At 67.0% G+C, this 25602-nt stretch carries 27 protein-coding genes; 14 read left to right on the top strand and 13 right to left on the bottom strand.

The features are described from left to right. Position 1: 1 nt before the first annotated feature. Together HGK58_RS04510 and HGK58_RS04505 are read left to right on the top strand one after the other, a co-directional pair. Positions 2-865, top strand: coding sequence for an NAD(P)-dependent oxidoreductase (locus tag HGK58_RS04510; RefSeq protein ID WP_168626313.1), 864 nt, complete (start codon positions 2-4; stop codon positions 863-865). A 34-nt stretch (positions 866-899) separates the two neighbouring features. Further along, positions 900-1745: a fumarylacetoacetate hydrolase family protein gene (locus HGK58_RS04505; RefSeq protein WP_168626312.1), complete on the top strand. Its 846-nt coding sequence runs from the start codon at positions 900-902 to the stop codon at positions 1743-1745. 48 nt (positions 1746-1793) lie between these two features. On the opposite strand, the gene HGK58_RS04500 is transcribed toward HGK58_RS04505, so the two are convergent. After that, positions 1794-2813 carry a 2-dehydropantoate 2-reductase gene (locus HGK58_RS04500; protein WP_168626311.1) on the bottom strand — a complete coding sequence of 340 codons (1020 nt, stop codon included), beginning with the start codon at positions 2811-2813 and terminating at the stop codon, positions 1794-1796. 156 nt (positions 2814-2969) lie between these two features. Between HGK58_RS04500 and HGK58_RS04495 the strand changes: the two genes are divergently transcribed. Continuing rightward, positions 2970-4007, top strand: coding sequence for a 2-dehydropantoate 2-reductase (locus HGK58_RS04495; RefSeq protein WP_168626310.1), 1038 nt, complete (start codon positions 2970-2972; stop codon positions 4005-4007). On the opposite strand, the gene HGK58_RS04490 is transcribed toward HGK58_RS04495, so the two are convergent. Further along, positions 4008-4307 carry a Dabb family protein gene (locus HGK58_RS04490; RefSeq protein ID WP_168626309.1) on the bottom strand — a complete coding sequence of 100 codons (300 nt, stop codon included), beginning with the start codon at positions 4305-4307 and terminating at the stop codon, positions 4008-4010. Positions 4308-4388: 81 nt separating this feature from the next. On the opposite strand from HGK58_RS04490, the gene HGK58_RS04485 reads away from it, so the two are divergent. Next, positions 4389-5414, top strand: coding sequence for a 2-dehydropantoate 2-reductase (locus tag HGK58_RS04485; protein WP_168626308.1), 1026 nt, complete (start codon positions 4389-4391; stop codon positions 5412-5414). Here HGK58_RS04485 and rlmB read toward each other — a convergent pair. The 5 genes from rlmB to HGK58_RS04460 all read right to left on the bottom strand — a co-directional run bounded on the left by rlmB (position 5411) and on the right by HGK58_RS04460 (position 10074). Continuing rightward, positions 5411-6418 (bottom strand): 23S rRNA (guanosine(2251)-2'-O)-methyltransferase RlmB, encoded by a 1008-nt coding sequence (gene rlmB / locus HGK58_RS04480; RefSeq protein WP_168626307.1) that lies wholly within the window; start codon positions 6416-6418, stop codon positions 5411-5413. The two genes, HGK58_RS04485 and rlmB, sit on opposite strands and share 4 nt — an antisense overlap. Next, complete coding sequence (cysS, locus tag HGK58_RS04475) at positions 6415-7827, bottom strand: cysteine--tRNA ligase (protein ID WP_168626306.1); 1413 nt, start codon at positions 7825-7827, stop codon at positions 6415-6417. Before cysS ends, rlmB begins: the two co-directional genes overlap by 4 nt. A gap of 41 nt (positions 7828-7868) precedes the next feature. Beyond that, a complete protein-coding gene (locus HGK58_RS04470) occupies positions 7869-8273 on the bottom strand; it encodes a cupin domain-containing protein (protein ID WP_168626305.1) in 405 nt (134 codons plus the stop codon). A 183-nt stretch (positions 8274-8456) separates the two neighbouring features. Next, positions 8457-9587, bottom strand: coding sequence for a 2-C-methyl-D-erythritol 4-phosphate cytidylyltransferase (gene ispD, locus HGK58_RS04465; protein ID WP_168626304.1), 1131 nt, complete (start codon positions 9585-9587; stop codon positions 8457-8459). A 4-nt stretch (positions 9588-9591) separates the two neighbouring features. Continuing rightward, complete coding sequence (locus tag HGK58_RS04460; protein ID WP_168626303.1) at positions 9592-10074, bottom strand: CarD family transcriptional regulator; 483 nt, start codon at positions 10072-10074, stop codon at positions 9592-9594. A 149-nt stretch (positions 10075-10223) separates the two neighbouring features. Between HGK58_RS04460 and HGK58_RS04455 the strand changes: the two genes are divergently transcribed. Continuing rightward, complete coding sequence (locus HGK58_RS04455) at positions 10224-10706, top strand: hypothetical protein (RefSeq protein ID WP_168626302.1); 483 nt, start codon at positions 10224-10226, stop codon at positions 10704-10706. A 3-nt stretch (positions 10707-10709) separates the two neighbouring features. Here the strand turns inward: HGK58_RS04455 and HGK58_RS04450 are convergent, their stop codons facing one another. Next, a complete protein-coding gene (locus HGK58_RS04450) occupies positions 10710-11390 on the bottom strand; it encodes a response regulator transcription factor (RefSeq protein WP_168626301.1) in 681 nt (226 codons plus the stop codon). Next, a complete protein-coding gene (locus tag HGK58_RS04445; RefSeq protein ID WP_168626300.1) occupies positions 11387-12541 on the bottom strand; it encodes an ATP-binding protein in 1155 nt (384 codons plus the stop codon). The genes HGK58_RS04450 and HGK58_RS04445 overlap by 4 nt, the downstream gene beginning before the upstream one ends. 153 nt (positions 12542-12694) lie before the next feature. On the opposite strand from HGK58_RS04445, the gene phoU reads away from it, so the two are divergent. Further along, positions 12695-13348 (top strand): phosphate signaling complex protein PhoU, encoded by a 654-nt coding sequence (phoU, locus tag HGK58_RS04440; RefSeq protein ID WP_168626299.1) that lies wholly within the window; start codon positions 12695-12697, stop codon positions 13346-13348. 97 nt (positions 13349-13445) lie between these two features. Here the strand turns inward: phoU and HGK58_RS04435 are convergent, their stop codons facing one another. The 4 genes from HGK58_RS04435 to HGK58_RS04420 form a co-directional block, all read right to left on the bottom strand. Beyond that, positions 13446-14189: a phosphoglyceromutase gene (locus HGK58_RS04435; RefSeq protein ID WP_168626298.1), complete on the bottom strand. Its 744-nt coding sequence runs from the start codon at positions 14187-14189 to the stop codon at positions 13446-13448. 47 nt (positions 14190-14236) lie between these two features. Then, positions 14237-15322, bottom strand: a complete 1086-nt coding sequence (locus HGK58_RS04430) for a glycine cleavage T C-terminal barrel domain-containing protein (RefSeq protein ID WP_227411733.1) — start codon at positions 15320-15322, stop codon at positions 14237-14239. Beyond that, positions 15315-15914, bottom strand: coding sequence for an FABP family protein (locus HGK58_RS04425; protein WP_168626297.1), 600 nt, complete (start codon positions 15912-15914; stop codon positions 15315-15317). Before HGK58_RS04425 ends, HGK58_RS04430 begins: the two co-directional genes overlap by 8 nt. Positions 15915-16064: 150 nt before the next feature. Then, positions 16065-16352, bottom strand: coding sequence for a hypothetical protein (locus HGK58_RS04420; protein ID WP_168626296.1), 288 nt, complete (start codon positions 16350-16352; stop codon positions 16065-16067). 81 nt (positions 16353-16433) lie between these two features. Here HGK58_RS04420 and HGK58_RS04415 point away from each other — a divergent pair, with 81 nt between their 5' ends. The 8 genes from HGK58_RS04415 (at position 16434) to pstA (ending at position 25590) form a co-directional block, all read left to right on the top strand. Continuing rightward, positions 16434-17108 carry a response regulator transcription factor gene (locus tag HGK58_RS04415; RefSeq protein ID WP_349236126.1) on the top strand — a complete coding sequence of 225 codons (675 nt, stop codon included), beginning with the start codon at positions 16434-16436 and terminating at the stop codon, positions 17106-17108. Next, a complete protein-coding gene (gene mshD, locus HGK58_RS04410; protein WP_168626295.1) occupies positions 17108-17908 on the top strand; it encodes a mycothiol synthase in 801 nt (266 codons plus the stop codon). The genes HGK58_RS04415 and mshD overlap by 1 nt, the downstream gene beginning before the upstream one ends. 42 nt (positions 17909-17950) lie before the next feature. Then, a complete protein-coding gene (locus HGK58_RS04405) occupies positions 17951-20122 on the top strand; it encodes an RNA degradosome polyphosphate kinase (RefSeq protein ID WP_168626294.1) in 2172 nt (723 codons plus the stop codon). Then, the gene (locus tag HGK58_RS04400) at positions 20119-21057 is read left to right on the top strand and encodes an NUDIX domain-containing protein (RefSeq protein ID WP_168626293.1); all 939 of its coding nucleotides are present in this window, start codon (positions 20119-20121) and stop codon (positions 21055-21057) included. The genes HGK58_RS04405 and HGK58_RS04400 overlap by 4 nt, the downstream gene beginning before the upstream one ends. Before the next feature lie 36 nt (positions 21058-21093). Further along, positions 21094-22176: a phosphate ABC transporter substrate-binding protein PstS gene (locus HGK58_RS04395; protein ID WP_168626292.1), complete on the top strand. Its 1083-nt coding sequence runs from the start codon at positions 21094-21096 to the stop codon at positions 22174-22176. Positions 22177-22330: 154 nt separating this feature from the next. Further along, positions 22331-23422, top strand: coding sequence for a phosphate ABC transporter substrate-binding protein PstS (locus tag HGK58_RS04390; protein ID WP_168626291.1), 1092 nt, complete (start codon positions 22331-22333; stop codon positions 23420-23422). Between the two features lie 138 nt (positions 23423-23560). Beyond that, on the top strand, positions 23561-24511 hold the full coding sequence (pstC, locus tag HGK58_RS04385) for a phosphate ABC transporter permease subunit PstC (RefSeq protein ID WP_168626290.1): 951 nt from the start codon (positions 23561-23563) through the stop codon (positions 24509-24511). Further along, positions 24511-25590: a phosphate ABC transporter permease PstA gene (gene pstA, locus HGK58_RS04380; protein WP_168626289.1), complete on the top strand. Its 1080-nt coding sequence runs from the start codon at positions 24511-24513 to the stop codon at positions 25588-25590. The genes pstC and pstA overlap by 1 nt, the downstream gene beginning before the upstream one ends. The last annotated feature ends 12 nt before the right edge of the window (positions 25591-25602 follow it).

Below are 25602 nucleotides of genomic sequence, written 5' to 3'. Positions count from 1 at the left end.
TATGGACATCGGATTTGCCGGAATCGGCCGGATGGGCAGGCAGTTCGCACTGCACCTTGCCGCGGCCGGCCATCGCGTCATTGCCTATGACCCGTACGTCACCCTGGATGACGAACTGGAGCTCGCCGGGATAGAGCTCGCCGCGACACGGGAGGGCATCTGCGGCACGCCCCTGACGATCAGCATGCTGCCTGACCCGGCATCCGCTCGCGAACTGCTCGGCGGCAACAAGGGGCTCTTCGCCCACGCCGGCTCGGGACACCGCCACGTTCTCATGGGGACGATGGGCCGGGCCGCGGTGGCCGAGCTGAGGAGGGAGGCGGAGCACTACGGTGTCCTGCTTGCGGATGCGCCGGTGTCCGGGACTGTCTCCGCCGCGAGGGCTAAGACCATCACGACGATGGTCGGCGCATCCGATGAGCTGTTCGCGGCGATCCAACCGGTCCTTGCGGAGTTCACCAAAGCGCAATTCCACGTCGGTGAGCTCGGCGCGGGGAACATCGTCAAGCTCGCGGTCAACGTCGTCGTCGGCGCGGTCAACGAGTCGGTCAACGAGGCATTGCTCATGGCGACCAGGGCGGGGGTCGATCGAGAGTTGTTCTACGAGGTGCTGCGCGCCGGGGCGGGCGGCGGGAACTTCGTCGAGTACAAACGCGAGGCGTTCCTGAACCCGGGCACAACCGGTGTCGACGCGCCCGTGACGATCATCCACAAGGATCTGCACCTGGCCGAGGAGCTCGCGGCATCCCTCGGCATCGACCTGCCAGGGACTCGTGCCAATGCCGCTGTCCTCGACCGCGCCATCGCTCTCGGCTTCGCGGCGTCGGACATGTCCGACCTCGCCGCGGCGCTGGAACGTTCCTGAGATCACGAACCACAACGAAAGAAAGAGAACCACCGTGCGAATTGCCAATGTCGACGGACGACTCGTCCTTGCCACGTCCAGTGAGCGAGGGATCGACGTCGAGAAAGCCAGCAACGGCCGCTTCACAGCCGACCCCGCCGACATCTTCGACCGCTGGTCGGAGTTCGTCGAATGGTCGGCCGGCTTGAACGGCACCGCCCCAGACACCGACCTCACGCCCACGCGCCTCGGAGCGCCGTCGCCCGCCCCGGCTCAGGTCTTCGCGATCGGCCTCAATTACCACGCGCACGCCGACGAGTCCGGGTTTGACATCCCGACCTCTCCCGTGGTCTTCACCAAGTACCGCAGCGCCCTGACCGGACCCGTCACGACCGTGACGCTCCCGCCGAACGGTCAGACCGATTGGGAGACCGAACTCGTCGTGGTCATCGGCAAAGAGGGGAAAGCGGTCTCTGAGGACGCCGCGTGGGACTACGTCGCCGGCCTCACCATCGGCCAAGACCTCTCCGAGCGCATCACCCAGCGGCAGGGTCCGGCGCCACAGTTCAACCTCGGCAAGTCGTTCCCCGGCTTCGCGCCGACCGGACCGTGGATCGTCACCCCGGATGAGTTTGCGAACCCCGACGACATCGCCCTCGGCTGCACCATCAATGGCAGCGAGATGCAGAACGGTCGAACGAGCCAGCTGATCTTCAGCATTCCGAGCCTGATCGCTCACCTGTCATCGATCGTGACATTGCACCCTGGCGACCTGATCTTCACTGGCACGCCCGCGGGGGTCGGCCTTGGGCGGGACCCGCAGGTCTGGCTCGCACCGGGCGACGAGCTGGTCACCTGGGTGGAAGGCATCGGCGAACTGCGCCAGTCGTTCGTGGCCTGACTCGAAATGCATGGGACGCCCTACCGGCCGGCAGGGCGTCCCTTGCGTTCAGGCGAGCAGCAGTTCCAGGTTCTCCGGACGCGCCTCGAGTTCACCGGCTTCGATTCGAGCAGCCAGCTCGAGAGTGCGCTGGTTCGCGGGCGTGGGGACGCCGACGCGAGCGCCCTCACGGACGACGAGGCCGTTGACCTCGTTCACCTCGCCGCGCCTGCCCTTGCGCCAGTCCTGCAGTACTGTCGTGAGGGTGTCCGGAAGCGTCCACTTGGAGTGCACAAGATCGAGCAGTTCGATCGCGTAGGCATCCGGGTCCGGTGTCGTGATCTCGGCGAGGCCGAAAATCGGTGTCGCCCGGTTGCCGATGGCGAGTGAGACCCGGAGCGCCTCCTGGCAGTTCCGGTCCATGAACTCGCGCATGCCCGGCAGCGCGGCGGCGTCGGCCATGGGCAGGTTGAGGATGGCGGTCGGCACGAGTTCCCCCGCGTTGGCGACCAGCTTCATCCACTTCGAGGAACGGATGTCAGCGGACACCTCCACGGTGCCCGCGTGCTGGAGAACCTCGACGACCTCGTGCTCACGACCCCGAGTCGACGGGTGGAGGCTGCCGACCGCGAACCAGGATCCGGCCGGCGGGGTCTGGCGGACCACGGTGCCGGGGTTAAACATATTGGACGCGACCTCGATCACCGCACCGATGGTGCGCTCGGGGCCGACGACGTCCATCATGTCGTCGATCGACATGCCGTTCTGGAGGCCGACGACGAGGCTGCGCTCGTGCAGCAACGGTTTGATCAGCTCGCACACCCACCGAGTGTCGTAGGCCTTCACGACGACGAAGACGATGTCGAATTTGTCCCGCAGGGTTGCCACTTCACACAGGTGCAGGGCGTTGACCTCTGTGTGGGTGGACTCATCGGGCATCTCGACCCGAAGGCCGTTCGCGCGCATCGCCTCGACGTGTGCCGGCCACTGTTCGATGAACGTGACGTCAAGTCCTGCGCGCGTGAGATCGGCCCCGATCCCGGCGCCGTTCGCTCCGGTGCCGAGCACCGCGATTTTCTTCCCGCTCATCCGATTTGCTCCCTCGGTCGTCGTTGGCTGGCAGTCCCCGGCGCGACAGAATCGCTCGCGATCGTCGCGTTCAGTCAGGCTACTATGAATGTTTACTTAGACTGAACAGTTTCGGGACTCCGATCCTCTTCGGTTCGCTCCTCGGAAGGAACGCGCATGACAACACGAGTCGCAATTGTCGGTACGGGCGGCAACGGAGCCTCCATCGGCGCCGACATGACCAGGGCTGGACACGACGTCACCTTCATCGAGCAGTGGCCCGCGCACGTCGAGGCCATGCGCGAGAACGGCATCCGAATCACGACGCCCGCAGATGGACTCTCCGAGGTCACGCGGGTCAACGTCAAGCACCTGTGCGAAGTGGCGACCCTGCGCGAGCAGTTCGACATCGTCTATGTGGTGCTCAAGGCGTACGACACGCGGTGGGGCGTGGAGCTCATCAAGCCGCTCGTGAAGGACGACGGCGTCGTCGTGGGCCTGCAGAACGGCATGTCGATCGACGACGTCGTCTCCATCATGGGCGAGGAGCGTGCGCTCGGCGGCGTGATCGAACTCGGGTCGAACATGTTCGAGCCCGGCGAGGTGGAACGTCACAACCTGAACGCCAACACGTGGTTCGCACTCGGCAGCGACAACCCAGTGGCACATCAAAAGGCCGATCGCGCGGCAGAACTGCTGCGCGCAGCCGGCACCGTAGAGGTCGTCGACGACATCCGGAGCGCGAAGTGGATGAAGCTCGTGCTCAATGCGGCCGAGCTGGTGCCGTCGGCGATTCTCGACCTCTCGATCCTGGAGGCCTCGAAGCAGCCCGGGATGCGCGAGCTGATGCTGGAAGCCGGCAACGAGGCGGTTCGCGCCGTGCTCGCTCAGGGCCTGCGGATCGTGCCGATCTTCGGCATGGACGCCGTTGACCCGGACCGGCCAGAGCTGTTCGTGTCGACGCTGTTCGACCTGCTGCTCACCGAGTTCGCGCTCCCCACGACGAAAGCCACCGTGCTCCACGACTGGATCAAGGGTCGCCGGAGCGAGGTCGACCAGATCAACGGGCTCGTCGTCGACGTACTGGAGAAGGCAGGCTCACGGGCGCCCGTGAACGCGGCGGCAACCGAGGTGGCTCACCGGATTGAGCGGGGCGAGCTCTCCCCCGGCATCGAGAACCTCGAGCTCTTCAGCACACTTGCAGCTCGTCTCTGATCAGGCTTCATAGTCGACGCAGGCTCGTGCGGAGACGATTGTCTTGCCGTACTCGATGACTGCGGCGTGCAGCGGGTCGGCCTGGTAGGACTCGAGATCCTCGAGGCTCTCGTGGGTCGAAATAAGAACGAGGTCGAAGTGGTCGTCGATCTTCCCCACATCGAGGGCGACCTTGAGCGACTGCAGGCCAGGGATCTTGCCCTCGAGCGACTCGATGCGCCGCTTGAACTCTGCCGCCTGATCCGCCTTGAGCTTGGGGTCGGTCTCCTTCAACTTGAAGGCGATGTTGTGCACGATCATGGCTCTCCTAGGCTGGGCGATAAGCTGTTCAGTACATCTTAACGCTGTTCACTCTGAGTACTTGGAACGAGGGAGTTCCCGATGCGGATCGCCATTGTCGGAGCGGGCGCCAATGGCGCGTCCATCGGGGCCGACCTCACCGCCGCGGGGCTGGACGTCACGCTGATCGAACAGTGGCCGGCCCACGTCGAAGCGATGCGGGAGCATGGCGCGATCATTCGGATGCCCGATCGCACCCTCGAACAGCCGGTGCGAGTTCTCCACCTGTGCGAAGTCGCCACCCTGCGCGAGCCGTTCGACGTTGTGCTTCTCCTCGTGAAGGCGTACGACTCGCGGTGGGCGGCACAGCTGATCGAACCGCTGCTGGCGCCCGATGGACTGATCGTCGGCGTTCAGAACGGCATGACGGTCGACGCGATCACGGATGTCGTCGGGGCGCACCGCACTATGGGATGCGTCATCGAAATCTCCTCGATGATGTTCGAGCCGGGCGTCATCGAGCGGCACTCGGGGCCGGGACGATCCTGGTTCGCCGTTGGCAGCACCGACCCCAGCACGGCAGGCCGCGAGGAGGAGATCGCCGCCCTGCTGCGTCACGCCGGAACCGTCGAGGTGGTGCGCGACATCCGCGCGGCGAAGTGGATGAAGCTCGTCAGCAATGCGACGACCCTGGTCACCACAGCCATCCTCGGGCTGCCGATGCTCGAAGCCGTCGCGCTCCCCGGCATGCGAGACCTGATGATCCGTTCCGGGGAAGAGGCACTCGAGGCGGGCAAGCTGCAGGGGTTCCCGGTGCTTCCCATCTTCGGACTGACTTCGGCAGAGGTTGATCGACCCGATGGGGTGGTTGAGCTCCTGCTCGACACCCTTCTCGACGGGTTTGTGCTGACCGGCACGAAGACGACGATCCTGCAGGACTGGGTGAAGGGGCGCCGCAGCGAGGTTGACGACATCAACGGGCGCGTCGTCAGAGTCCGAGCCGAGCACGGGCTCAGCTCACCGGTGAACTCAGCGGTGGTCGAACTCGCGCACCGCATCGAGGCGGGCGAGCTTTCGCCGTCGCCAGAGAACCTCTCGGCGCTGCTGGAGCTGGCCGCGCGGCGCTAGCCGCGCTGGGCGCGCCGCCGCGACACCTCGTACAGGGCGACGCTCGCCGCGATCCCGGCGTTGAGCGACTCGGTCGCGGCAGAGATCGGGATCGACACGATCGCATCCGCAGTCTCGGTCACCAGACGGGACAGACCCTTGCCCTCGCTCCCGACGACGATCACGATGGGTTCGTTCGCGAGTTCAAGCTCCGGCAGCATCACGTCGCCGTCACCGGCGAGGCCGAGCACGAAGACGCCGCGCTCCTTGAGCGCCTTGAGGGTCTGGGTCAGGTTGCTCGCCATCGCGACCGGCGTGCGCGCTGCCGCTCCAGCGGAGGTCTTCCAAGCGGCCGCGGTCATGCCCACCGACCGGCGCTGCGGCACGATGACGCCGTGCCCGCCGAACGCCGCTGTCGACCGGATGATCGCACCCAGGTTGCGCGGGTCTGTCACTGAATCGAGCGCGACGAACAGCGGCTTCTGGCCGCGCGAGATCACGGTGTCGAGCAGCTCGAGCGGGTGCGCGTACTCGTACGGCGGGACCTTGAGCGCGACACCCTGGTGCACGGAGTCCGGGCCGGCGAGCCGGTCGAGTTCCGGACGCATCACCTCGAGCACGGGCAGGCCGCGCTTGGTGGCGATTCCCATGATCTCCTTGACCCGGTCGTCGTACTCGATCCGCGACGCGATATAGAGCGTCGTCGCCGGGATCTTCGCCCGTAGCCCCTCCAGCACCGAGTTGCGGCCGGTCACCAGCTCAACGCTCGCATCCGACTTCGGGGCGCGCCGCTTCTGCTGCTGAGCTTCCTCCGGCTGCCGCTGCGTGTTGCGCCGGCCTCCGGCCGCCTCGAAGCGGTCCTGTGCGGCCTTGCGCTTCCCGGCAGGGTGGTACGGCCGGTCCTCGGCCTTCGGGGTCGGCTTCCGGCCCTCTAGCGCCTGCCTGCCCTGCCCACCGGAACCGACCTGCGGTCCCTTGCTGGTCTTGCGAACTGCGCCGGGGCGCTTCTGGCTCTTGCCCTTCACGCGAGGCTCCAATGCGATCCGTTGACGCCGTCCTCGAGTTGGATGCCCGATTCGGCGAGTTGGTCTCTGATCCGGTCCGCGGTGGCGAAGTCGCGAGCCCCGCGCGCAGCTTCGCGCGTCTCGATGAGCCTGCCGACTAGCGCATCCAGCGCCGCGGCGACCTCATCGTCGGCATCCGACTTCCATGGCTCGGCCAGCGGGTTGATGCCGAGCACCTCGGTCATCGCGATGACCTCGCCGCGGATGTCGGCGGCGGTGCCGAGGTCTTCAGCGTCGAGCGCGGCGTTGCCCACGCGCACGCGGTCGTGCAGTACGGCGAGCGCTTGCGGCACGGCGAGGTCGTCGTCCATGGCCTCGCCGAACGCATCCGGCACGACCTGGAGCCCCTCGCCGGCGAACCGGGTTCCGGAGAACCGGCGGTCGGCCCGCTCCAGGAACACCCGGATGCGGTCGAGGGCTGCCTCGGCCTCCTCCAGCGCACCGTCGTGGTAGTCGATCGTGGAGCGGTAGTGCGCCTGCCCGAGGTAGTAGCGGATGACGATCGGCGGTGCCATCTCGAGGAACTCGGCGGCGTAGATCGAGTTGCCGAGCGACTTGGACATCTTCTGCCCGTTGACGTTCACCAGGCCGTTGTGCACCCAGTGCCGCGCGAAGCCGTGCCCGGCCGCGGCCGACTGGGCGAGCTCGTTCTCGTGGTGCGGGAAGCGCAGGTCGAGTCCGCCGCCGTGAATATCGAACTCGGTGCCGAGGTAGCGGCTCGACATCGCCGAGCACTCGATGTGCCAGCCTGGGCGGCCGGGTCCCCACGGCGAGCTCCACGACGCCGACTCCGGCTCGTCGCTCTTGTGCCCCTTCCACAGCGCGAAGTCGCGCGGGTCGCGCTTGCCGCGCGGATCGGCGTCCTCCGCCGGTGCCATGTCGTCCAGCCGCTGCCGGGTGAGCTCGCCGTAGGTCGGCCACGACTTCACGTCGAAGTAGACATCCCCAGAGCCATCCGGCGCCGGGTACGCGTGCCCGCGCTCGATGAGCTCCTGGACGATTTCCTGCATCTGGGCGACACTCGCCGTTGCGCGCGGCTCGTAGGTCGGCGCCTGGATGCCGAGCGCGGTGTACCCGGCCGTGAACTCCAACTCATAGCGGTACGCCAGCGCCCACCATTCCTCATCGCCAAAGGCGTTCGCGAGGATCTTGTCGTCGATGTCGGTGACGTTGCGCACGAGGGTGACGCGGTAGCCGCGGTAGGTCAGCCAGCGCCGCCACAGGTCGTAGACCAGGGCGCTGCGGAGGTGACCGATGTGCGGGCTCGATTGCACGGTCGGCCCGCAGACGTACATGCCGATCTGGCCCGGGGTGATGGGCACCAGGTCGCGGACGGCCTGCGAGCGGGAATCGTAGAGACGGACAGTCACGGGGTCAAGCGTACCGGCAGCCTCCTGCGGCTCCGGCTCGGTTACCCGCTGGTGGGCGGCTCGTCCTTGCCGGCCTCCTCCAGGGCATCCGCCTCTTCCTTCGTGGCGTGCACCGCACCGTCCGCGTGCTCCGGCGGACCATAGACGGTGTACAGCACGAGCGGGTTCGGGCCGGTGTTGACGAAATTGTGCTTCAGACCGGCCGGCACCACGACGAGATCGCCCTGCGCGATCACGCGGTTCTGCCCCGACACGCGCGCCTCACCGGTGCCGCTCACGATGGTCAGGATCTGGTCGGTGTCCGGATGCGTCTCCTCGCCGATCTCCCCGTCGACCGGGATGGTCATGATGACCAGCTGGGTGTGTTCTCCGGTCCACAGCACGCGCCGAAAGTCGGCGCTCTCTTCAGCGGTGGTTGCGATCGTGAAGTGCACAAGGTTGCCCACGTGGTGTCCCTCCGTCGTGGCGCCTCGGTCGGGCGCAGTGGCGCCACCCTAGAAAGCGCACCTTGGGGATCGCCCATACCGGCTAGATGGGCCTCCGCGAGACCGACCGGATTCGAGGAGATACGTATCTGCCGACGCGGTTTCAAGGATGAAAGAGGAGCGCGAGCGCAGTTAGTCCTCGAATCACGCTCGATGCAGCAGCGCGGTCGCGATCGCCGACACGCCCTCGCCCCGGCCGGTGAAGCCGAGCCCGTCGGAGGTCGTCGCCCCGACCCGCACCGGTGCGCCCACCAGTGCGCTCAGCCTGCCCTCCAGCTCGATTCGACGCGCACCCACCTTGGGCCGATTGCCGATCAGCTGCACCGCGACGTTGCTGACGGTGTAGCCGGCCGCGGTGACGAGCGCGACGGTCTCGGCGATGAACACCTCGCCGTGGGCATCCGCGAACCGCGGGTCGCTGGTGCCGAAGCAGCTGCCGAGGTCGCCGAGGCCTGCCGCCGACAGCAGCGCGTCGCAGACCGCGTGGCTGATCGCGTCGCCGTCGCTGTGCCCGGCGAGGCCGGGCTCATCGGGCCAGTGCAGCCCGCCCAGCCATAGCGGTCTGCTTTCGTCGTAGGCGTGCACGTCGACCCCGAGGCCGGTGACGGATGTCGGCAAGCCGGTCTCGTACTCCGCGCGGCGGAGGTCGGATGGCCTGGTGATCTTGAAGCCGAGAGGGTCGCCTTCGATGACCATCACCTCGTTGCCCGCGGCCGCGAACAGTGCAGCATCATCGGTGAAATCCTCGGTCGCGGAAGCGTAGGCCGCGACGAGCGGGTCGCGCGGGAAGCCCTGCGGCGTCTGCACCGCGACCAGGTCGGAACGGTCGACGTTCCGAATGACCCGCCCGGCGGCATCCGTCTGCTTGATGGTGTTCACGACCGGCAGGCCGGGGACCACGCCGTGACCGGTGCGGCGAACCTCCGCCTCAACCGACTCCAGCTGGCGGGTCGGCGTGAACGCGCGCGCGCAATCGTGTACCAGCACGACATTGACGTCGGCGGCGAGCACGGCGAGGCCGGCCGCGACCGACTGCTGCCTGGTCGCACCGCCAGCGACGACCGTTACCTCTATATCGCCGCACAGCTGCCGGGCGTCGTCGAGGCGACCCTCCGGGGCGACAACGATGATCTGCGGGGTCGGGGACATGCCGGCGACGGCATCCAATGCTCGCGCGAGAATGCTTCGGCCGCCGACCGCGACGAACGCTTTCGGTTCACCTCGACCGAGGCGAGTCCCGCTGCCCGCGGCGACGACGACAACCGCGGTAGTCAACGGGTTAGGAGGCCAGGACCTCGTCGAGAACGCTCGAGGCCTTCTCTTCGTCGGTCTTCTCGGCGAGTGCGAGCTCGGAGATCAGGATCTGGCGTGCCTTGGCGAGCATCCGCTTCTCCCCCGCGGACAGGCCACGGTCCTGGTCGCGGCGCCACAGGTCGCGAACGACCTCGGACACCTTGATGACGTCACCGGATGCGAGCTTCTCGAGGTTCGCCTTGTAGCGGCGCGACCAGTTGGTCGGTTCCTCGGTGAACGGTGCGCGAAGCACTTCGAAGACCTTCTCGAGGCCCTCCTTGCCGATCACATCGCGAACACCGACCAGGTCGACATTCTCAGCGGGGACCTCGATGGTGAGATCGCCCTGCGTGACATTGAGCTTGAGATAAAGCTTCTCTTCGCCCTTGATGACACGCTTCTTGACTTCTGTGATGGTTGCGGCCCCGTGATGCGGGTACACGACAGTCTCGCCGACCTCGAAAAGCATGGATTTGGCTCCGTTCTGCGGCCACTAGTTTACCACAGCTTTTTCTCAGTTAGGCTGCCCTTACCTGCCCCGAGGCGGGCTGCCCCGTTAGGCTAAACTCGCAGCAGTTCTGCGCTGCGCACACAGCGGCCACGTCCAGGAGGAAATTCGTGAGAGCACGTTCGGCGGCATCCGTCGCATTGGCATCCCTCGTGCTGGCGGGCACCACCGCGTGCACTTTCCTGACCCCCCAAGCCACCCTCGAGCCCTATGACCCGAGCGACGGATTCGGGGCGACGATCGGCAACCTCGAGGTGCGCAATGCGATCATCGTGAGCGAGGATGGCCAGACCGGCAACCTGGTGGTCGTGCTGGCCAACGGCACCGACCGCAGCATGGACGTCAAGCTGCAGTGGGAGAACGCCGACGGCGACAAGGTCGACCAGCGGGTGCACCTCAACGCCGACTCGATCAAAAACCTCGGCGAGGACCAGCAGGTCGTCCTCACGGACATCGACACCCAGCCGGGCGCGCTGTTCCCGGTCTTCATCCAGTACGGCAGCGAGACCGGCAAGCAGCTCAACGTTCCTGTGCTCGACGGCACGCTCCCCGAGTACCAGGGACTCTTGCCCGAGGCACCCGAGGCCGAGTAGCCGCTAGGGCTCGAAGCGGTAGCCGAGCCCGCGCACGGTCACCAGCATCACCGGCTCGGACGGGTTCCGTTCGATGCGTGACCGGATGCGCTTGACGTGCACGTCGAGCGTCTTGGTGTCACCGAAGTAGTCGCTGCCCCAGACGCGGTCGATCAGCTGGCCACGGGTGAGCACTCGCCCGGCGTTGCGCATGAGCAGCTCGAGCAGCTCGAACTCCTTCAGCGGTATGGAGATCTCTTCCCCGCGCACCTCGACCGTGTGCCGGTCGAGGTCCATCCGCACGTCGCCCGCCTCGAGCAGCGCCTCATCCTCACCCTCGACCTCGATCCTGCGGCGCAGCACCGCACGGATGCGCGCGAGCAGCTCGCGCGTCGAGTACGGCTTCGTCACGTAATCGTCCGCGCCAAGCTCCAGCCCGACGACGATGTCCACCTCGCTGTCCTTGGCGGTGAGCATGATGATCGGCACCTGCGACTCGAGGCGCAGCTGCCGGCACACCTCGGTGCCGGGGATCCCGGGCAGCATGAGGTCGAGCAGCACCAGGTCGGCCCCGTTCCGCCGGAACTCCTCGATCGCGTCGTTTCCGTCTTCGGCGATCGAGGTTTCGTAGCCCTCCTTGCCGAGCAGGAACGCGAGCGGCTCGCTGAGCGAACGCTCGTCTTCGACGATCAGGATGCGGGTCATGCTGTTACTCCCTGGTGTTCACCGGAGGCGCGGGTTGCCTCCGGAAGGCGAATGGTGAAAGTCGAGCCGCGGCCGGGTTGCGACCAGACGCGCACGTCGCCGCCGTGGTTCTCCGCCACGTGCTTGACGATGCTGAGGCCGAGGCCGGTGCCCCCGGTGTGTCGCGACCGGGCGGGGTCGATGCGGTAGAAGCGCTCGAAGATCCGGTCCTGCTCTTCTTGCGCGATCCCGATGCCCTGGTCCGTCACCGCGATCTCCACCACGCCGTCGTGGTGGCTCACGCCGATGCCGACTCGCGCACCCTTGGCCGAGTAGACGATGGCGTTCGAGATGAGGTTGTGCAGCGCCGTCGCCAGCAGCGCTTCGTCGCCGTACACCTGCGCTCCGGCGTGTCCACCGCTGACGATGGTGACGCCACGCGCATCCGCGGGCACACGGTTCTGGTCGATGGCGGATGCGACGACATGGTCGATCTCGATCAGTTCCGGCTTGGCCAGCGCGTCAGCGGATTGCAGCCGCGACAGCTGGATGATCTCGCGGGTGATCCGGGCGAGCCTCTCGGACTCCTTGGTGAGGCGCTTCGCGAACCGCTTCACCTGGTCGGGGTCCCGCGCCGCCGACTGTAGCGCCTCGGCCAGCAGGCTGACCGCACCAATCGGCGTCTTCAGCTCGTGGCTGATGTTCTCAACGAAGTCGCGCCGCACCGCGTTCAGCCGGTGCGCCTCGGTGCGGTCTTCCGCGAGCAGGAGCACATAGCGGGTGCCCAGCCTGGCAACGCGAATGAACAGCACCACGTTCGCATCACCGAACGGCCCGCGCGGCAGGGTCAGTTCGGTCGTTATCGTCTCGCCATCCCTGCGCACCCGGTCGACAAGGTCGACGAGTTCGCGGTGCGCGAGCACGTCGCCGGTGACCAGCCCGAGAGCGAGCGCGCCGGGGCTGGCCTTGATGACGTTGTTGGACGGGTCGAGGACGATGCCGGCGGACTCGAGCGCATCCAGCACCTGGTCGACGCCATCCGGCACCACCGAGTTGACCACCTTGGCCGCACGGTCGCCGTGGCGCGCCGCGTAGACGAGGAGCCACGCGACGCCAGCTCCGACCGCCACCCCGAAGACGAGTGCAGCGGCCACCAGCATGCCGGGGTCCATAACGACTAGATTAGTTATAGAAAACGGCAGGGCTGCCCACCGAGAGGTCCCAGAACCTGGTAGGTCAAGCGTTGTTCACCCGGCGCTTACCGGATGTTCATCGTCGGTGTGAAGGATTGCCCGGGCATCGTTTCGCGAAAGGGGCGACATTCAATGCGCGCAGTGTTCCAGCAAGAACTTCTCGAGGTGCAGGAGCGCCTGGTCGAGCTCGCGAGACTCGTCGAACAGGCGATCGCCAGCGCTACCCTCGCCTTCAACGAGTCGAACGTGTCGGTCGCCGAAACGGTCATCAAGGATGACGACCGCATCGACGAACTCACCCGCGACCTCGACGAACTGGCCATCGACATCCTGGCGCGGCAGCAGCCCGTCGCACGAGACCTGCGCATCGTCGTCAGCGCGCTGCGCATCTCCTCGTCGCTCGAGCGGATGGGCGACATGGCCGAGCACATCGCGCAGCTGGCGCGCTACCGGTTCCCGGAGAAGGTTGTTCCCAAGTCGCTCCGCGGCACGTTCTCAGAGATGGGGCGCCTCGACGTGCTCATCGCCGGCAAGCTGGTGAAGCTGCTGGAGACCCAGGATGTCGCGATCGCCGAGGAGATCCGCAACGACGACGACCTGATCGACGAGCTGCACCTGAGCGTGTTCGACAAGGTGCTCGGCGAGACCTGGAAGGGTGGCGCCGAGGACACCGTCGACGCGACCCTCGCTTCGCGCTACCACGAGCGCTTCGCAGACCACGCGGTGTCGATCGCGAAGAAGGTCACTTACCTGGCCACGGGCGACTGGGCGGCTACAGGCAGCTAGCCCGGCGACCGCCACCATCCCCACCTGCGTTGAGTCGGGAGTAGTTGCCCATTTGGCGCGACCTATTTGGGCAACAACTCCCGACTCGATGGTGGCGTCAGCGCTTGCCCTGCGAGGCGACCGCAGCGGCACCGGCCGCGGCGGCCTCCGGGTCAAGGTAGCGGCCGGGCGTGCTCGGCATGAACGTGTCATCCAGCTCGTAGACGAGCGGGATGCCGGTCGGGATGTTCAGCCCGGCGATGTCCTCGTCCGAGATCCCGTCCAGGTGCTTCACCAGGGCCCGAAGCGAGTTGCCGTGTGCGGTGACCAGCACGGTCTTCCCGGCGGCGAGTTCGCGGGTGATGTCCGAGTGCCAGTACGGCAGCATCCGCTCGATGACGTCCTTCAGGCACTCGGTGCGCGGCATCTCCTCGTCAAGCCCGGTGTAGCGCGGGTCGTGCGCTTGCGAGTACGGGTCGTCGTCGGCGATGGGCGGCGGCGGCACGTCGAACGAGCGACGCCACTGCATGAACTGCTCCTCGCCGTACTGCTCGAGGGTCTCGGCCTTGTTCTTGCCCTGCAGCGCACCGTAGTGACGCTCGTTGAGCCGCCAGCTGCGCTTGACGTCGATCCAGTCCCGGTCGGCGGTCGCGAGGGTCTCGTTCGCCGTATGGATGGCCCGCTTCAGCACCGACGTGAACTGGATGTCCGGCAGCAGCTCCGACTCCAGCAGCAGCTCCCCCGCCCGTCTGGCCTCGGCGCGACCGAGTTCGGTGAGCGGCACATCCACCCACCCGGTGAACAGGTTCTTCTCGTTCCAGTCGCTCTGGCCGTGGCGCAGCAGGATCAGCGTGTGGGTCATGCCGCCAGTGTATCGACGGTCGCGGAGCCGTTCCCGAGCCCGGCGGGTCAGCGCGCGGACAGGCCGAGCCGCGGCAGCCGCGGCGGCGGCGCGACCGAGCCGGCGTCGACCGGCACGATGACCTCTTGCGTCGCGGCGACCTCGGTCTCCCCTGCCAGCACGGTGAGTGTGGCATCCGGATCCGTGGTCCGCTTCAGCACGGCGAGCGCGATCGGTCCCAGCTCCCAGTGCATGGCGCTCGAGGTCACCCGCCCGACCTGCTTGTCGCCGCTGACAACCGGGGATCCGGCTTCCGGCAGCACCGAGTCGGAGCCGTCGAGGTGCAGCATCACGAGCCGGCGCGGCGGATGCCCGAGGTTGTGCACCTTGGCGACCGTCTCCTGGCCGCGGTAGCAGCCCTTGCTCAGGTGCACCGCGCTGCGCATCCAGTCGAGCTCGTGCGGGATGGTCTTGTCGTCCACTTCGCTGGAGCGCCGCGGCCGCCACGATGCAATGCGCAGCGCCTCCATCGCGAGCACACCGGCGGCGGGCACGTCGGCGAACTCGCCCAGGCGCGACCGCTCGATGAGGGACTCGCGCCACGTCCACTGCGCTGCCGGATGCTCGTGCTCGCCCGCGTACTGGTAGCCGCCCTGAACGACCTCGTGCCACGGGTCCACCCAGACCAGCGGCACCCCGCCCGGCGCGGCAGCAGCCACCGGCAGCTCCCCCAGCGACCCGATCACCGCGAACTCGTCGCTGCGGTCGGCGATCTCGACCCGCAGCATGAATCGCATCGAGTCGAGCCATTCGCGAAGCGACTGCGTCTCGGGACCCTCGACCAGCAGCCACGCGCTGGTGCCGTCATCGACGACCCGGATGGCGTGCTCGATCCGACCGGTCTGCGCGAGCAGCAGCGTCTCGGCTGAGTCTCCCGGCTTCAGGCCGCTCAGGTTCTGGCTTGTCAGTGAGTGAAGCCAGCTGAGCCGGTCCGGCCCGGTGATCGTAAGCACACCGCGATGGGACAGGTCGACGACCGCTTCACCCCGCGCCAGCGCCCGCTGCTCGGCGAGCGGGTTGCCGTAGTGGGCGGCGACCCCGGCATCCGGTTCCGCCGCCTCGACGGCACCGGGACGAGACAGGAACTCACTCAACTTTGGCCAATCTCGCAGAGGCGTGGCTCTGCAGTTCGCGTCCGAGCGCGGCAAGGTCCCACGCCCACAGCAGGTGCCCCTCGACCAGGCCGTAGAGGCGCGTGGACGCGGAGTGGTCTTTCGCGGTGCCGGAGCGCATCACGGCATCCGTCGCCAGGTCGATGCGCGGGCCCTTCACCTGCCCGAGATACAGCTCGCTCACCCCGCCCGGATGCAGGAGCGACACCTCGAGATCGAATCCGCCGTCGTCGTTGCGCAACGTCTCCACCGCGTCGGCGTTGCCGTAGCTCGGCTCGCCGACACCGGCGAGCATGCCCGGACCCGGGTCGGCGGAGGTCGCCGGCCGGCTCAACCGCCAATAGCCGGTCTCGGTGGCGAGCGGCTGCTGCGGGTCAGACTCCAGCAGCCACGCGTACGAGCTGTAGTTCAGGTGCGGGAAGCCGTCATGGCTGAAGCTGATGCGCTGCCCGAACTCGTGGTTGACGATGCCGTCGTCGGTCGTGAAGTTGACGACACCGCTACCCTCCCACACCCCGAGAAGCCACGAGAGCGGCACCAGCTCGGCCGGAAGATTGGCATCGAGCTCGATCACTGACCACTCCTTGTTAGCGCTGGCCCCTTGTTAGCGCTGGCCCCGGAAGAGGTTGTAGAGCACAACGACGGAGATGAAACCGATCGACAGCGTCGCGAGGCCCAGGAGGCCGACGAAGAACAGCTCAAGCGCGAGAAGCATGAGCCCAGTCTAGCCACCCATCAGGGCGAGCACGCCGGTCGCGATGCCGAGGATGACCACCGAGCCGCCGACGGATACGGTCATCCGCTCGGTCAGTCCGTCTTTCGTCCCGCGCCCGATCTGCAGGCAGAAGGTGAGGATGGTGGCGGTTGCGAGCACGATCGGCAACCAGGTCAGGTACTCGCCCTTCGCCGCGAACATCCCGACCAGCACCGCGCCGATGATCGCGACCACCCAGACCGGGAGCACGGTGGCCCAACGTCCGGGCGACGCCTCGGCGGGAACGGTCTCAGTCACCCCTCAATCCTGCCCTACCGCCCGCAAATCGCGCACGGACCGCCGCTAATAGACTGTTTGCCTGTCGGACGGGAGAGCGCGGTGGCGCAAGTGCTGCTCATGACCAACACGGTCGATCACGATCCGCCGTGCTCTCTGAGCCTGCTCGAACACCGCCTCCGCATCGTGCCTGCGCGCACCGAAGCGCTGGTTGCCGCATCCGGTGCTGAGCTGCTCGTCATCGACGCGAGCACCGATCTCGCCGGCGCGAAGTCGCTGTGCCGCATCATCAGCTCCTCCGGGCTCGATGTTCCGGTGCTGCTGGCCGTCAGCGAGGGTGGCTTTGCCGCCGTCAACGCCGATTGGGGCGTGGACGACGTGGTCCTCACGAGCGCCGGACCGGCTGAGACGGATGCGCGCATCCGACTGCTGCTCGGCCGCCGCCCGAGCGTGCACGACGACGGGCGGATCTCCGCGTCCGGCGTCACGATCGACGAGTCCAGCTATTCGGCGAAGGTGCACGGGCGTACCCTCGACCTCACCTTCAAGGAGTTCGAGCTGCTGCGCTTCCTCACCGCACACCCGGGTCGCGTCTTCACGCGCGACCAGCTGCTGAGCGATGTCTGGGGCTACGACTACTTCGGCGGGACCCGCACGGTGGACGTCCACGTGCGCCGGCTGCGCGCCAAGCTGGGCGACTACGACTCGCTCATCGGCACCGTGCGCAACGTCGGCTACCGCTTTACCGTGCACGATGAGGATGAACGGAGTTCCTGATGCGACCTGACTGGTTCGACTCGCTGGTGCGGCGTGCGGCGGAGGCCGACGGGCAGCCGCCGTTCTCCGATCAAGCCCTCATCGACCTGGATGCCGGCGATCGCCAGCTCATCGCCGTCGACGACATCGCCGTCGCCATCCACTCCGATCACGAGTTCGAGCTGGTCGTCGATCCGGATGCCAGGCGCCGCGGCCACGGGAAGCGGCTCACAGAGCAGGTACTGGCAGAGACCGAGAAGCCGCGCCGCGCGTGGGCGCACGGGGATCACCCGGCTTCGCACGCCCTCGCGCAGCAGTTCGGCTTCGACGCGGTCCGCACATTGCTGCAGCTGCGTGCCGGAGTCGGCGAGCGCGCGGGTGTCGACGACGACGTGCGGGCGTTCCGCCCCGGAACCGACGACGAGGCTTGGCTCGCACTCAACGCGAAGGCGTTCGCTGAGCATCCGGAGCAGGGGAAGCTGACCCAGGATGATCTGGATGCGCGCAAGGCCGAACCCTGGTTCGATGCGGACGACTTCCTGCTGCTGTGGGACGGCGCCGAGCTGACCGGTTTCGCGTGGCTGAAGGTGCCGCCCGGCGCAGAGGTCGGCGAGTTCTACGCGGTCGGGGTCGACCCGGCGCTGCAGGGTCAGGGCATCGGCGCACGACTCATGGACGCCGGGTTCGCGCGGCTGTCGGCTCGCGGCATCCGCACCGCGTCGCTGTACGTGGAGGGCGACAACTCCCCGGCGCTGAAGCTGTACGGCCGGTACGGTTTCGGCCAGCACACCATCGATGTGCAGTACGAGCGAGTGCTCTGAGCTGTTGGTGATTCGTTAACCGCCGAATGACATGATTTAGCGATGAACAGCGACGGCGTGCTCGACACCACCGGTCTGGCGACCGACAGTCTCGATGACGACTACGAGTCGACCAGCTGGGTTGATGACGGCACCCTGCCGGCCGAGCGCTTCCTCGACCGCGAACTGAGCTGGCTCGCGTTCAACGAGCGCGTGCTCGAACTCGCCGAGGACCGTAATGTTCCGCTGCTGGAGCGCGTCAACTTCGCCGCGATCTTCGCCAGCAACCTCGACGAGTTCTTCATGGTTCGCGTCGCAGGGCTGAAGCGCCGCATCGTCACCGGTCTGGCGGTCCCCACCAACATCGGCCGCGCGCCGATGGATGTGCTGCTGTCCATCAGCGAGCGAGCGCACGAACTCCAGACACGGCACGCCGAACTCTTCCGCGACGAGCTCAAGCCCGCGCTCGACGACGCAGGGATCCACATCGAGACCCTCGCCGACCTGAACCCGAAGGACCGGGCGCGTGTCGACGAGCTGTTCTCCAACCAGATCTTCCCGGTGCTGATGCCGCTCGCAGTCGACCCGGCGCATCCGTTCCCGTACATCTCCGGCCTCTCACTCAACCTGTCGGTGCTCGTGCGCAACCCGAAGACCAACAAGGAGCAGTTCGCGCGCCTTAAGGTGCCGACCGTGCTGCCGCGCTTCGTGCGGCTTCCGGATGACGGCAGCGGCCAGTTGCGCTTCATCCCGCTCGAGGACCTCATCTCCAATCACCTGGAGGAACTGTTCCCCGGCATGGAGATCCTCGACCACCACGAGTTCCGCGTCACCCGCAACGAGGACGTCGAGCTTGACGAGGACGAGTCGGAGAACCTGATCCAGACCCTGGAGCGTGAGCTGCTGCGGCGTCGCTTCGGGCCGCCGATCCGCCTCGAGATCACCGAGGACATGGACGAGCGGACGCTCAACCTGCTTATCCGCGAGCTCGGCATCTCCGAGCAGGAGGTGTACCGCCTGCCCGCGCCGCTCGACCTGGGTGGCCTGTTCGAGATCACCAAGATCAACCGGCCGGCGCTGCACTACCGCAAGCACGTGCCGACCACGAGTGTCGCGCTGCTGCCCTCTGAGCCAACCGCTGTGCCGGACATCTTCCGCTCCATCCGCCGCGGCGACATCCTGGTGCACCACCCTTACGAGTCGTTCGCGACCAGCGTGCAGGCGTTCATCGAGCAGGCATCCCGCGACCCGCAGGTGCTCGCGATCAAACAGACGCTGTACCGCACGAGCGGCGACAGCCCGATCATTGAAGCGCTCATCGCCGCGGCCGAGTCCGGCAAGGCGGTGCTCGCGCTGGTGGAGATCAAGGCGCGCTTCGACGAGTCCGCCAACATCAACTGGGCGCGGCAGCTCGAGAAGGCCGGCGTGCACGTCGTCTACGGCATCGTCGGCCTGAAGACCCACTGCAAGCTCGCGCTCGTGGTGCGGCAGGAGAACGGCGAGCTGCGCAACTACAGCCACGTCGGCACCGGCAACTACAACCCCAAGACGAGCCGCATCTACGAGGACCTCGGGCTGTTCACCGCCGACGCGCAGGTCGGCCGCGACCTGACCCGGCTGTTCAACGAGCTGTCCGGCTACGCGATCGAGAAGAAGTTCAAGCGGCTGCTGGTCGCGCCGCTGCACATGCGCAAGGGACTGCTCAAGCGCATCCAGACCGAGACCGACAACGCGCTCGCGGGCAAGCCCAGCGGCATCCGGATCAAGGTCAACTCGATCGTGGATGAGGCGATCATCGACGGACTGTACCGGGCAAGCCAGGCCGGCGTGCCTATCGACCTCTGGGTGCGCGGCATCTGCTCGGTGCGGCCTGGGGTCGAGGGGCTGAGCGAGACCATCCGGGTGCGGTCGATCCTCGGCCGATACCTCGAGCACTCGCGCGTCTTCACGTTCCACAACAACGGCGATCCCCATGTCTTCATCGGCAGCGCCGACATGATGCACCGCAATCTGGATCGACGGGTGGAAGCGCTCGTGCGGCTGACCGCGCCGGACCAGGTCGCGGAGATCGACTCGCTGTTCGACCTGGCGATGGCAGAGGACACCTCGACCTGGTGGCTCGATTCGGATGGGCGCTGGACCCGCCACTTGCGCACCGCGGACGGGGCACCGCACTCCGACCTGCAAGACGTGCGCATGCGCGAGATCGCCAGCCGGAAGCGAGTGGTGCGATGACGGAGGTCCCGGTTCTCGCTGCCGGAGCGCTCTGCTGGCGCATCGAGAACGGGAAGGCACGCATCCTGGTCGTGCACCGTCAGCGACGCAACGACATCTCGCTGCCCAAGGGCAAGGTGGACCCGGGCGAATCGCTGCCGCAGACCGCCGTGCGGGAGATCGAAGAAGAGACGGGCGTCGACATCTCCCTCGGCGCGCCACTCGGCACGACCGAGTACCTCGTGCAGAACGGGCGCAACGGCGGTCGTCCGAAGATCGTGCACTACTGGGCAGCGCACGTTGACGACGAGGCGCACGCCAACTCGCGCTTCGAGTCGAACGACGAGATCAGCGACCTCGACTGGCTCAGCATCGCACAGGCCAAGGAGCGCCTGACCTACCCGCACGACCTGGACATCCTGAACCGGTTCGAAGACTTGCGCCGCAAGGGCGCAGAGAGCACGTTCGCGCTGATCATCCTGCGCCACGCCAAGGCGGTTCCGCCGGGCGACTGGGATGGCCCGGATGCCACGCGGCCGCTCCTGCACCGCGGGCTCGAACAGTCGGTCGGCGCGGCGCCAGGCGTCGCCGCGTTCGGGCCGAAGAAGATCATCAGCAGTACAGCGGCCCGGTGCGTAGCCACGGTGGAGCCGCTCGCCAAGGTGACCGGGCTGGAGATCAAGCAGACGACCGCGATCAGCCAGGACGCGCACGAACGCGGTGTCGCGCGCGTCGAAGATGTCGTCGCGAAACGAATCGAGAAGCGCAAGACCGTTGTGCTGTGCAGTCACGGTCCGGTGATCCCGGAACTGATCGCCGAGATCGCCGCCCAGACCGGCACGCGCGTCGACTCCCGCCTGCGATCCGCCGCGATGCTGTCGACCGGTCAGTTCGCGGTGCTGCACCTGTCGACCGAGAACCCGAGTACCGGCATCGTCGGGGTCGAGACGCACTGACCTCGGCCGTCGGTTCGCGCCGACTATCCTGACGTTGTGGGAATCCGGCGGATCAGTACAGTCCTCTCAATCGCTTCAGCCTCGGCGCTCCTGCTGTCGTCCTGCGCGGTGAACGAGATGGGGCTTCCGACCGGGTCTGACCTGACGGGCACCATCGTCGGCGGCGGCGCGTCATCGCAGCAGGCCGCACAAGAGATCTGGATCGCCTCCTTCCAGTCGGACAACCCGAACACCACCGTCGAATACGACCCGGCCGGCTCCGGCGCCGGACGGGATATGTTCCTGGCAGGCGGCGCCGCCTTCGCCGGCTCCGACCGCGCATTCACCCCGGAGGAACTGGAGGCCGGCGAGTTCGGAGCGTGCGTACCCGGCAGCGGCATCGTCGAACTTCCCGCGTATGTCGCGCCCATCGTCGTCGTGTTCAATCTGGCCGGCGTCGACGCGCTGAACCTCGATCCCAAGACGATCGCGGGCATCTTCGCGGGCGATATCGACCGCTGGGACGGCGAGGCCATCGCCACCCAGAACCCCGGCGTCGACCTGCCGGACGCGCGGATCACCCCCGTGCACCGCTCGGACGAATCCGGAACCACCGAGAATTTCACCGATTACCTCGCGGCCGCTGCCGGCGACGCCTGGCCGTACGAGCCGAACGGCACCTGGCCGTTTGAGGGCGGGGAAGCGTCGCAGGGGACATCCGGCGTCGTCGACTCCGTGCGCAACGGCACGGGCACTATCGGCTACGTCGATGCATCCCGAGCGGGCGGGCTCGGCCAGGTCGCGGTCAAGGTGGGCGAGGACTACGTCGGCTACTCCGCCGAGGCGGCTGCCGCCATCGTCGACGCCAGCTCGATCGAACCCGGCCGGGGTGAAGGCGATCTCGCGATCGAGCTCGACCGCACCACTGAAGAGGCCGGTGTTTACCCGATCGTGCTCATCAGCTACCTGATCGGATGCGAGCAGTACGCGGCGGGCATCGACGCGGAGGTCGTGCGCGCCTACTTCGAGTACGTGATCAGCGACGCCGGGCAGCAAGCTGCATCGCAGAACGCCGGATCAGCTCCCCTGTCGGCGCAAACGCGCGAGCGGGCGGCCGCGGCGGCTGCTCTGATCGGCTGAACGCGCTTCAGCGCGCGGTTGGGTGCTTGTTCCCGACTCGTTCACCTCGCGTTCACCATTACCCCGGAACGCCGTTAACCGTCCTTCCTAGAGTCACGTAAGCGGGGTCAGCACCGGCCCTGAACTGAAATCACATCCTCCTGAAAGGAACCTTGTGAACATCAAGCGTTTCGGCAGCATCGCTGCCATCGCAGTTGCGGGCACAATCGTGCTCTCCTCGTGTGCAGCCAACGAGCCTGCCGCGAACACCGAGGGCAACGAGAGCACGCTGTCCGGCACCCTGGTTGGTGGCGGCGCGTCGTCGCAGGGCACGGCGCAGGAAGCGTGGGTTGCCGCGTTCCAGACCGAGCACACCGGCGTCACCGTCGAGTACGACCCCACCGGCTCCGGCACCGGCCGCGACAACTTCATCGCGGGTGGCAACGCCTTCACCGGCTCCGACCGTGCGTTCAAGGACGAGGAACTCGCCAAGGACAACTTCGCTGGCTGCGTCCCCGGAACCCCGATCGTCGAGATCCCCGCTTACATCTCGCCCATCGCCGTGATCTTCAACCTCGAGGGCGTCGACTCGCTCAACCTGGACGCTGCGACCATCGCCGGCATCCTGAAGGGTGACATCACCAACTGGAACGACGAGGCGATCGCATCCCAGAACAAGGGCGTCGAGCTTCCCGACCTGGCGATCACGCCGGTTCACCGCTCCGACGAGTCTGGCACCACTGAGAACCTCGCCGACTACCTGAGCGCAGCCGCGCCGCAGGTCTGGGACGCCGAGGTCAGCGGTGACTGGCCTTACGAGGGTGGCGAAGCCGCTCAGGGCACCTCCGGTGTCGTTGACGCTGTCAAGAACGGCAACGGAACCTTCGGCTACGCCGACGCCTCGCGCGCTGGTGACCTCGGCACCGTCGCGGTCCAGGTCGGCACCGAGTACGTCGAGTACTCGGCTGACGCCGCCGCCAAGATCGTCGACGCGAGCCCGCTCGTCGAGGGCCGCGACTCCGTTGACCTCGCGATCGAGCTCGACCGCACCTCTGAGGCCGCCGGTGTGTACCCGATCGTTCTGATCAGCTACCTCATCGCCTGCTCCGAGTACGAGGACGCCGCAACCGGCGAGCTCGTCAAGGCATACTTCGACTACGTCATCAGCGACGAGGGCCAGGCCACCGCGGCCAAGGCCGCCGGCATCGCGCCGATCTCCGCTGACCTGTACGAGAAGGCCAAGGCCGCTGTCGACAGCATCAAGTAACTAGCCCCACCCAACGGTCTGCCCGGTGCTCACTCGTGTTGTGCGAGATCACAGCACCGGGCAGACTGGGGCAGTGACGAAGATCACTGCCCACCAGCAATCTCCATCCACAACAGCACCTCAGGGGAAATCGAGCAGATGACTTCGCCGGCAACATCCGCCCGCACCCCGCGAACCAAGCAGCGCCTCGGAGATCGGATCTTCTCCAACAGTGCGCTGACCGCTGGCACGCTGATCCTCGCGATCCTCGCCGCGGTCGCCGGCTTCCTCGTCCTCGAGAGCGTTCCCGCTCTGACCACGGACCCCGAGGAAATCGACATCCTGAACGGCCAGCCGTTCTGGTCCTACGTCGCCCCTCTCGTCTTCGGCACCCTGTGGGCATCGGCGCTCGCACTCGCCATGGCCATCCCGGTCTCCATCGGGATCGCGCTCTTCATCTCACACTTCGCACCGCGCCGCATCGCGCAGGGGCTCGGCTACATCGTCGACCTCCTTGCCGCAGTTCCCTCGGTAGTCTTCGGACTCTGGGGCGGCAACGTGCTCGCCCCCGCTGTGCAGCCTCTCTACACCTGGCTGACCCAGAACCTGGGCTGGTTCCCGCTGTTCGCGCCGCCGGCATCCGGGACCGGCCGCACCATCCTCACCGCCGCGATCGTGCTCGCCGTGATGGTGCTGCCGATCATCACCGCGCTCTCCCGCGAGGTCTTCCTGCAGACCCCGGTGCTGCACGAGGAAGCCGCGCTCGCGCTCGGCGCCACCCGCTGGGAGATGATCCGCACCGCTGTGCTCCCGTTCGCTCGCCCCGGCATCATCTCGGCCTCGATGCTCGGTCTCGGCCGCGCGCTCGGCGAGACCATGGCCGTTGCCATGGTGCTCTCGGCATCCGGCGGCATCACCCTCGCGGTGCTGACCCCGTCGAACCCGGGCACGATTGCCGCGAACATCGCGCTGCGCTTCCCTGAGGCGTTCGGACTCAACACGAACCTGCTGATTGCGACCGGCCTCATCCTGTTCGCGATCACGCTCGTCGTCAACATGATCGCCCGTGCCATCATCAACCGCCGCAAAGAATTCTCGGGAGCGAACTGATGACGCAGCTCACCGCCGACATCCGGGTCGACAACCCGTACTCCGCCGGCCTGCTCGCCAAGCGCACACCGTGGGTGATTCTGGCCGGATCGGTGCTGGTCGCGCTGGTCGCGTTCTGGCTGCTGTCGAACGCCGAAGGCGGCGGCTTCAACATCGTCGGCGCGCTCCTGGTCGGCGCGCTGTTGTACACGGTCGTCATCTACGTCGTCTCGTACCTGATCGAGGGCTCGCGTAAGGCCACGGACCGGCTCGTCACGGCTCTTGTCGGCGGCGCGTTCCTGCTCGCCCTGCTGCCGCTGGTCTCGCTCGTGTTCACGGTGGTGACGAACGGTTCGAACCGCTTCGACATCGAGTTCTTCACCCACTCGATGCGCAACGTCGTCGGCGCCGGTGGTGGCGCCGTGCACGCGATCGTCGGCACCGTGCTGATGACGCTCACCGCCGCGGTCATCTCTGTGCCGATCGGCCTGATGACCTCGATCTACCTGGTGGAGTACGGTCGCGGCCCGCTCGCTCGCGCCATCACCTTCTTCGTCGACGTGATGACCGGCATCCCGTCGATCGTCGCCGGCCTGTTCGCCTACTCGGTGTTCGCGATCTTCTTCGGACCCGGCATCAAGCTCGGCATCGCCGGCGCCATCGCGTTGTCGGTTCTGATGATCCCGGTCGTGGTGCGCTCCTCCGAGGACATGCTGAAGCTCGTGCCGAACGAGCTGCGTGAGGCGGCGTACGCGCTCGGCGTGCCGAAGTGGCTCACCGTCGTGAAGGTGGTGCTGCCGACATCCATCGCCGGCATCATGACCGGCGTGATGCTCGCCATCGCGCGCGTCATCGGAGAGACCGCGCCGCTGCTGATCGCTGCCGGCTTCACCAACAACCTCAACTACAACATGGTCGAGGGACGGATGCAGAGCCTGCCGGTCATGGTCTACAACCAGTACGTCAGCCAGGGAACCGACCCGCAGGCGTACCTCGACCGCGCGTGGGCTGGCGCTCTCACCCTCATCCTCATCGTGATGGTGCTCAACCTCGCCGCGCGCATCATCGCCAAAGTCTTCGCCCCCAAGACGGGCCGATAGGTAAGGAAATTC

Source organism: Cryobacterium sp. BB307, assembly GCF_012274275.1.
Lineage (GTDB): Bacteria > Actinomycetota > Actinomycetes > Actinomycetales > Microbacteriaceae > Terrimesophilobacter.
The sequence above is the reverse complement of the archived record's forward strand: the minus strand, read 5'-3'. Positions and strand labels throughout refer to the sequence as shown.

What these genes read in the sequence shown, in the direction of transcription:
- phoU (WP_168626299.1), top strand. Translation starts at nt 12,695, where the DNA reads ATGCGCGCAGTGTTCCAGCAAGAACTTCTCGAGGTGCAGGAGCGCCTG.
- HGK58_RS04485 (WP_168626308.1), top strand. Translation starts at nt 4,389, where the DNA reads ATGCGGATCGCCATTGTCGGAGCGGGCGCCAATGGCGCGTCCATCGGG.
- mshD (WP_168626295.1), top strand. Translation starts at nt 17,108, where the DNA reads ATGCGACCTGACTGGTTCGACTCGCTGGTGCGGCGTGCGGCGGAGGCC.
- HGK58_RS04490 (WP_168626309.1), bottom strand. Translation starts at nt 4,307, where the DNA reads ATGATCGTGCACAACATCGCCTTCAAGTTGAAGGAGACCGACCCCAAG.
- HGK58_RS04510 (WP_168626313.1), top strand. Translation starts at nt 2, where the DNA reads ATGGACATCGGATTTGCCGGAATCGGCCGGATGGGCAGGCAGTTCGCA.
- HGK58_RS04445 (WP_168626300.1), bottom strand. Translation starts at nt 12,541, where the DNA reads ATGGACCCCGGCATGCTGGTGGCCGCTGCACTCGTCTTCGGGGTGGCG.
- HGK58_RS04435 (WP_168626298.1), bottom strand. Translation starts at nt 14,189, where the DNA reads ATGACCCACACGCTGATCCTGCTGCGCCACGGCCAGAGCGACTGGAAC.
- HGK58_RS04495 (WP_168626310.1), top strand. Translation starts at nt 2,970, where the DNA reads ATGACAACACGAGTCGCAATTGTCGGTACGGGCGGCAACGGAGCCTCC.
- pstC (WP_168626290.1), top strand. Translation starts at nt 23,561, where the DNA reads ATGACTTCGCCGGCAACATCCGCCCGCACCCCGCGAACCAAGCAGCGC.
- pstA (WP_168626289.1), top strand. Translation starts at nt 24,511, where the DNA reads ATGACGCAGCTCACCGCCGACATCCGGGTCGACAACCCGTACTCCGCC.
- HGK58_RS04400 (WP_168626293.1), top strand. Translation starts at nt 20,119, where the DNA reads ATGACGGAGGTCCCGGTTCTCGCTGCCGGAGCGCTCTGCTGGCGCATC.
- HGK58_RS04450 (WP_168626301.1), bottom strand. Translation starts at nt 11,390, where the DNA reads ATGACCCGCATCCTGATCGTCGAAGACGAGCGTTCGCTCAGCGAGCCG.
- HGK58_RS04500 (WP_168626311.1), bottom strand. Translation starts at nt 2,813, where the DNA reads ATGAGCGGGAAGAAAATCGCGGTGCTCGGCACCGGAGCGAACGGCGCC.
- HGK58_RS04405 (WP_168626294.1), top strand. Translation starts at nt 17,951, where the DNA reads ATGAACAGCGACGGCGTGCTCGACACCACCGGTCTGGCGACCGACAGT.
- HGK58_RS04460 (WP_168626303.1), bottom strand. Translation starts at nt 10,074, where the DNA reads ATGCTTTTCGAGGTCGGCGAGACTGTCGTGTACCCGCATCACGGGGCC.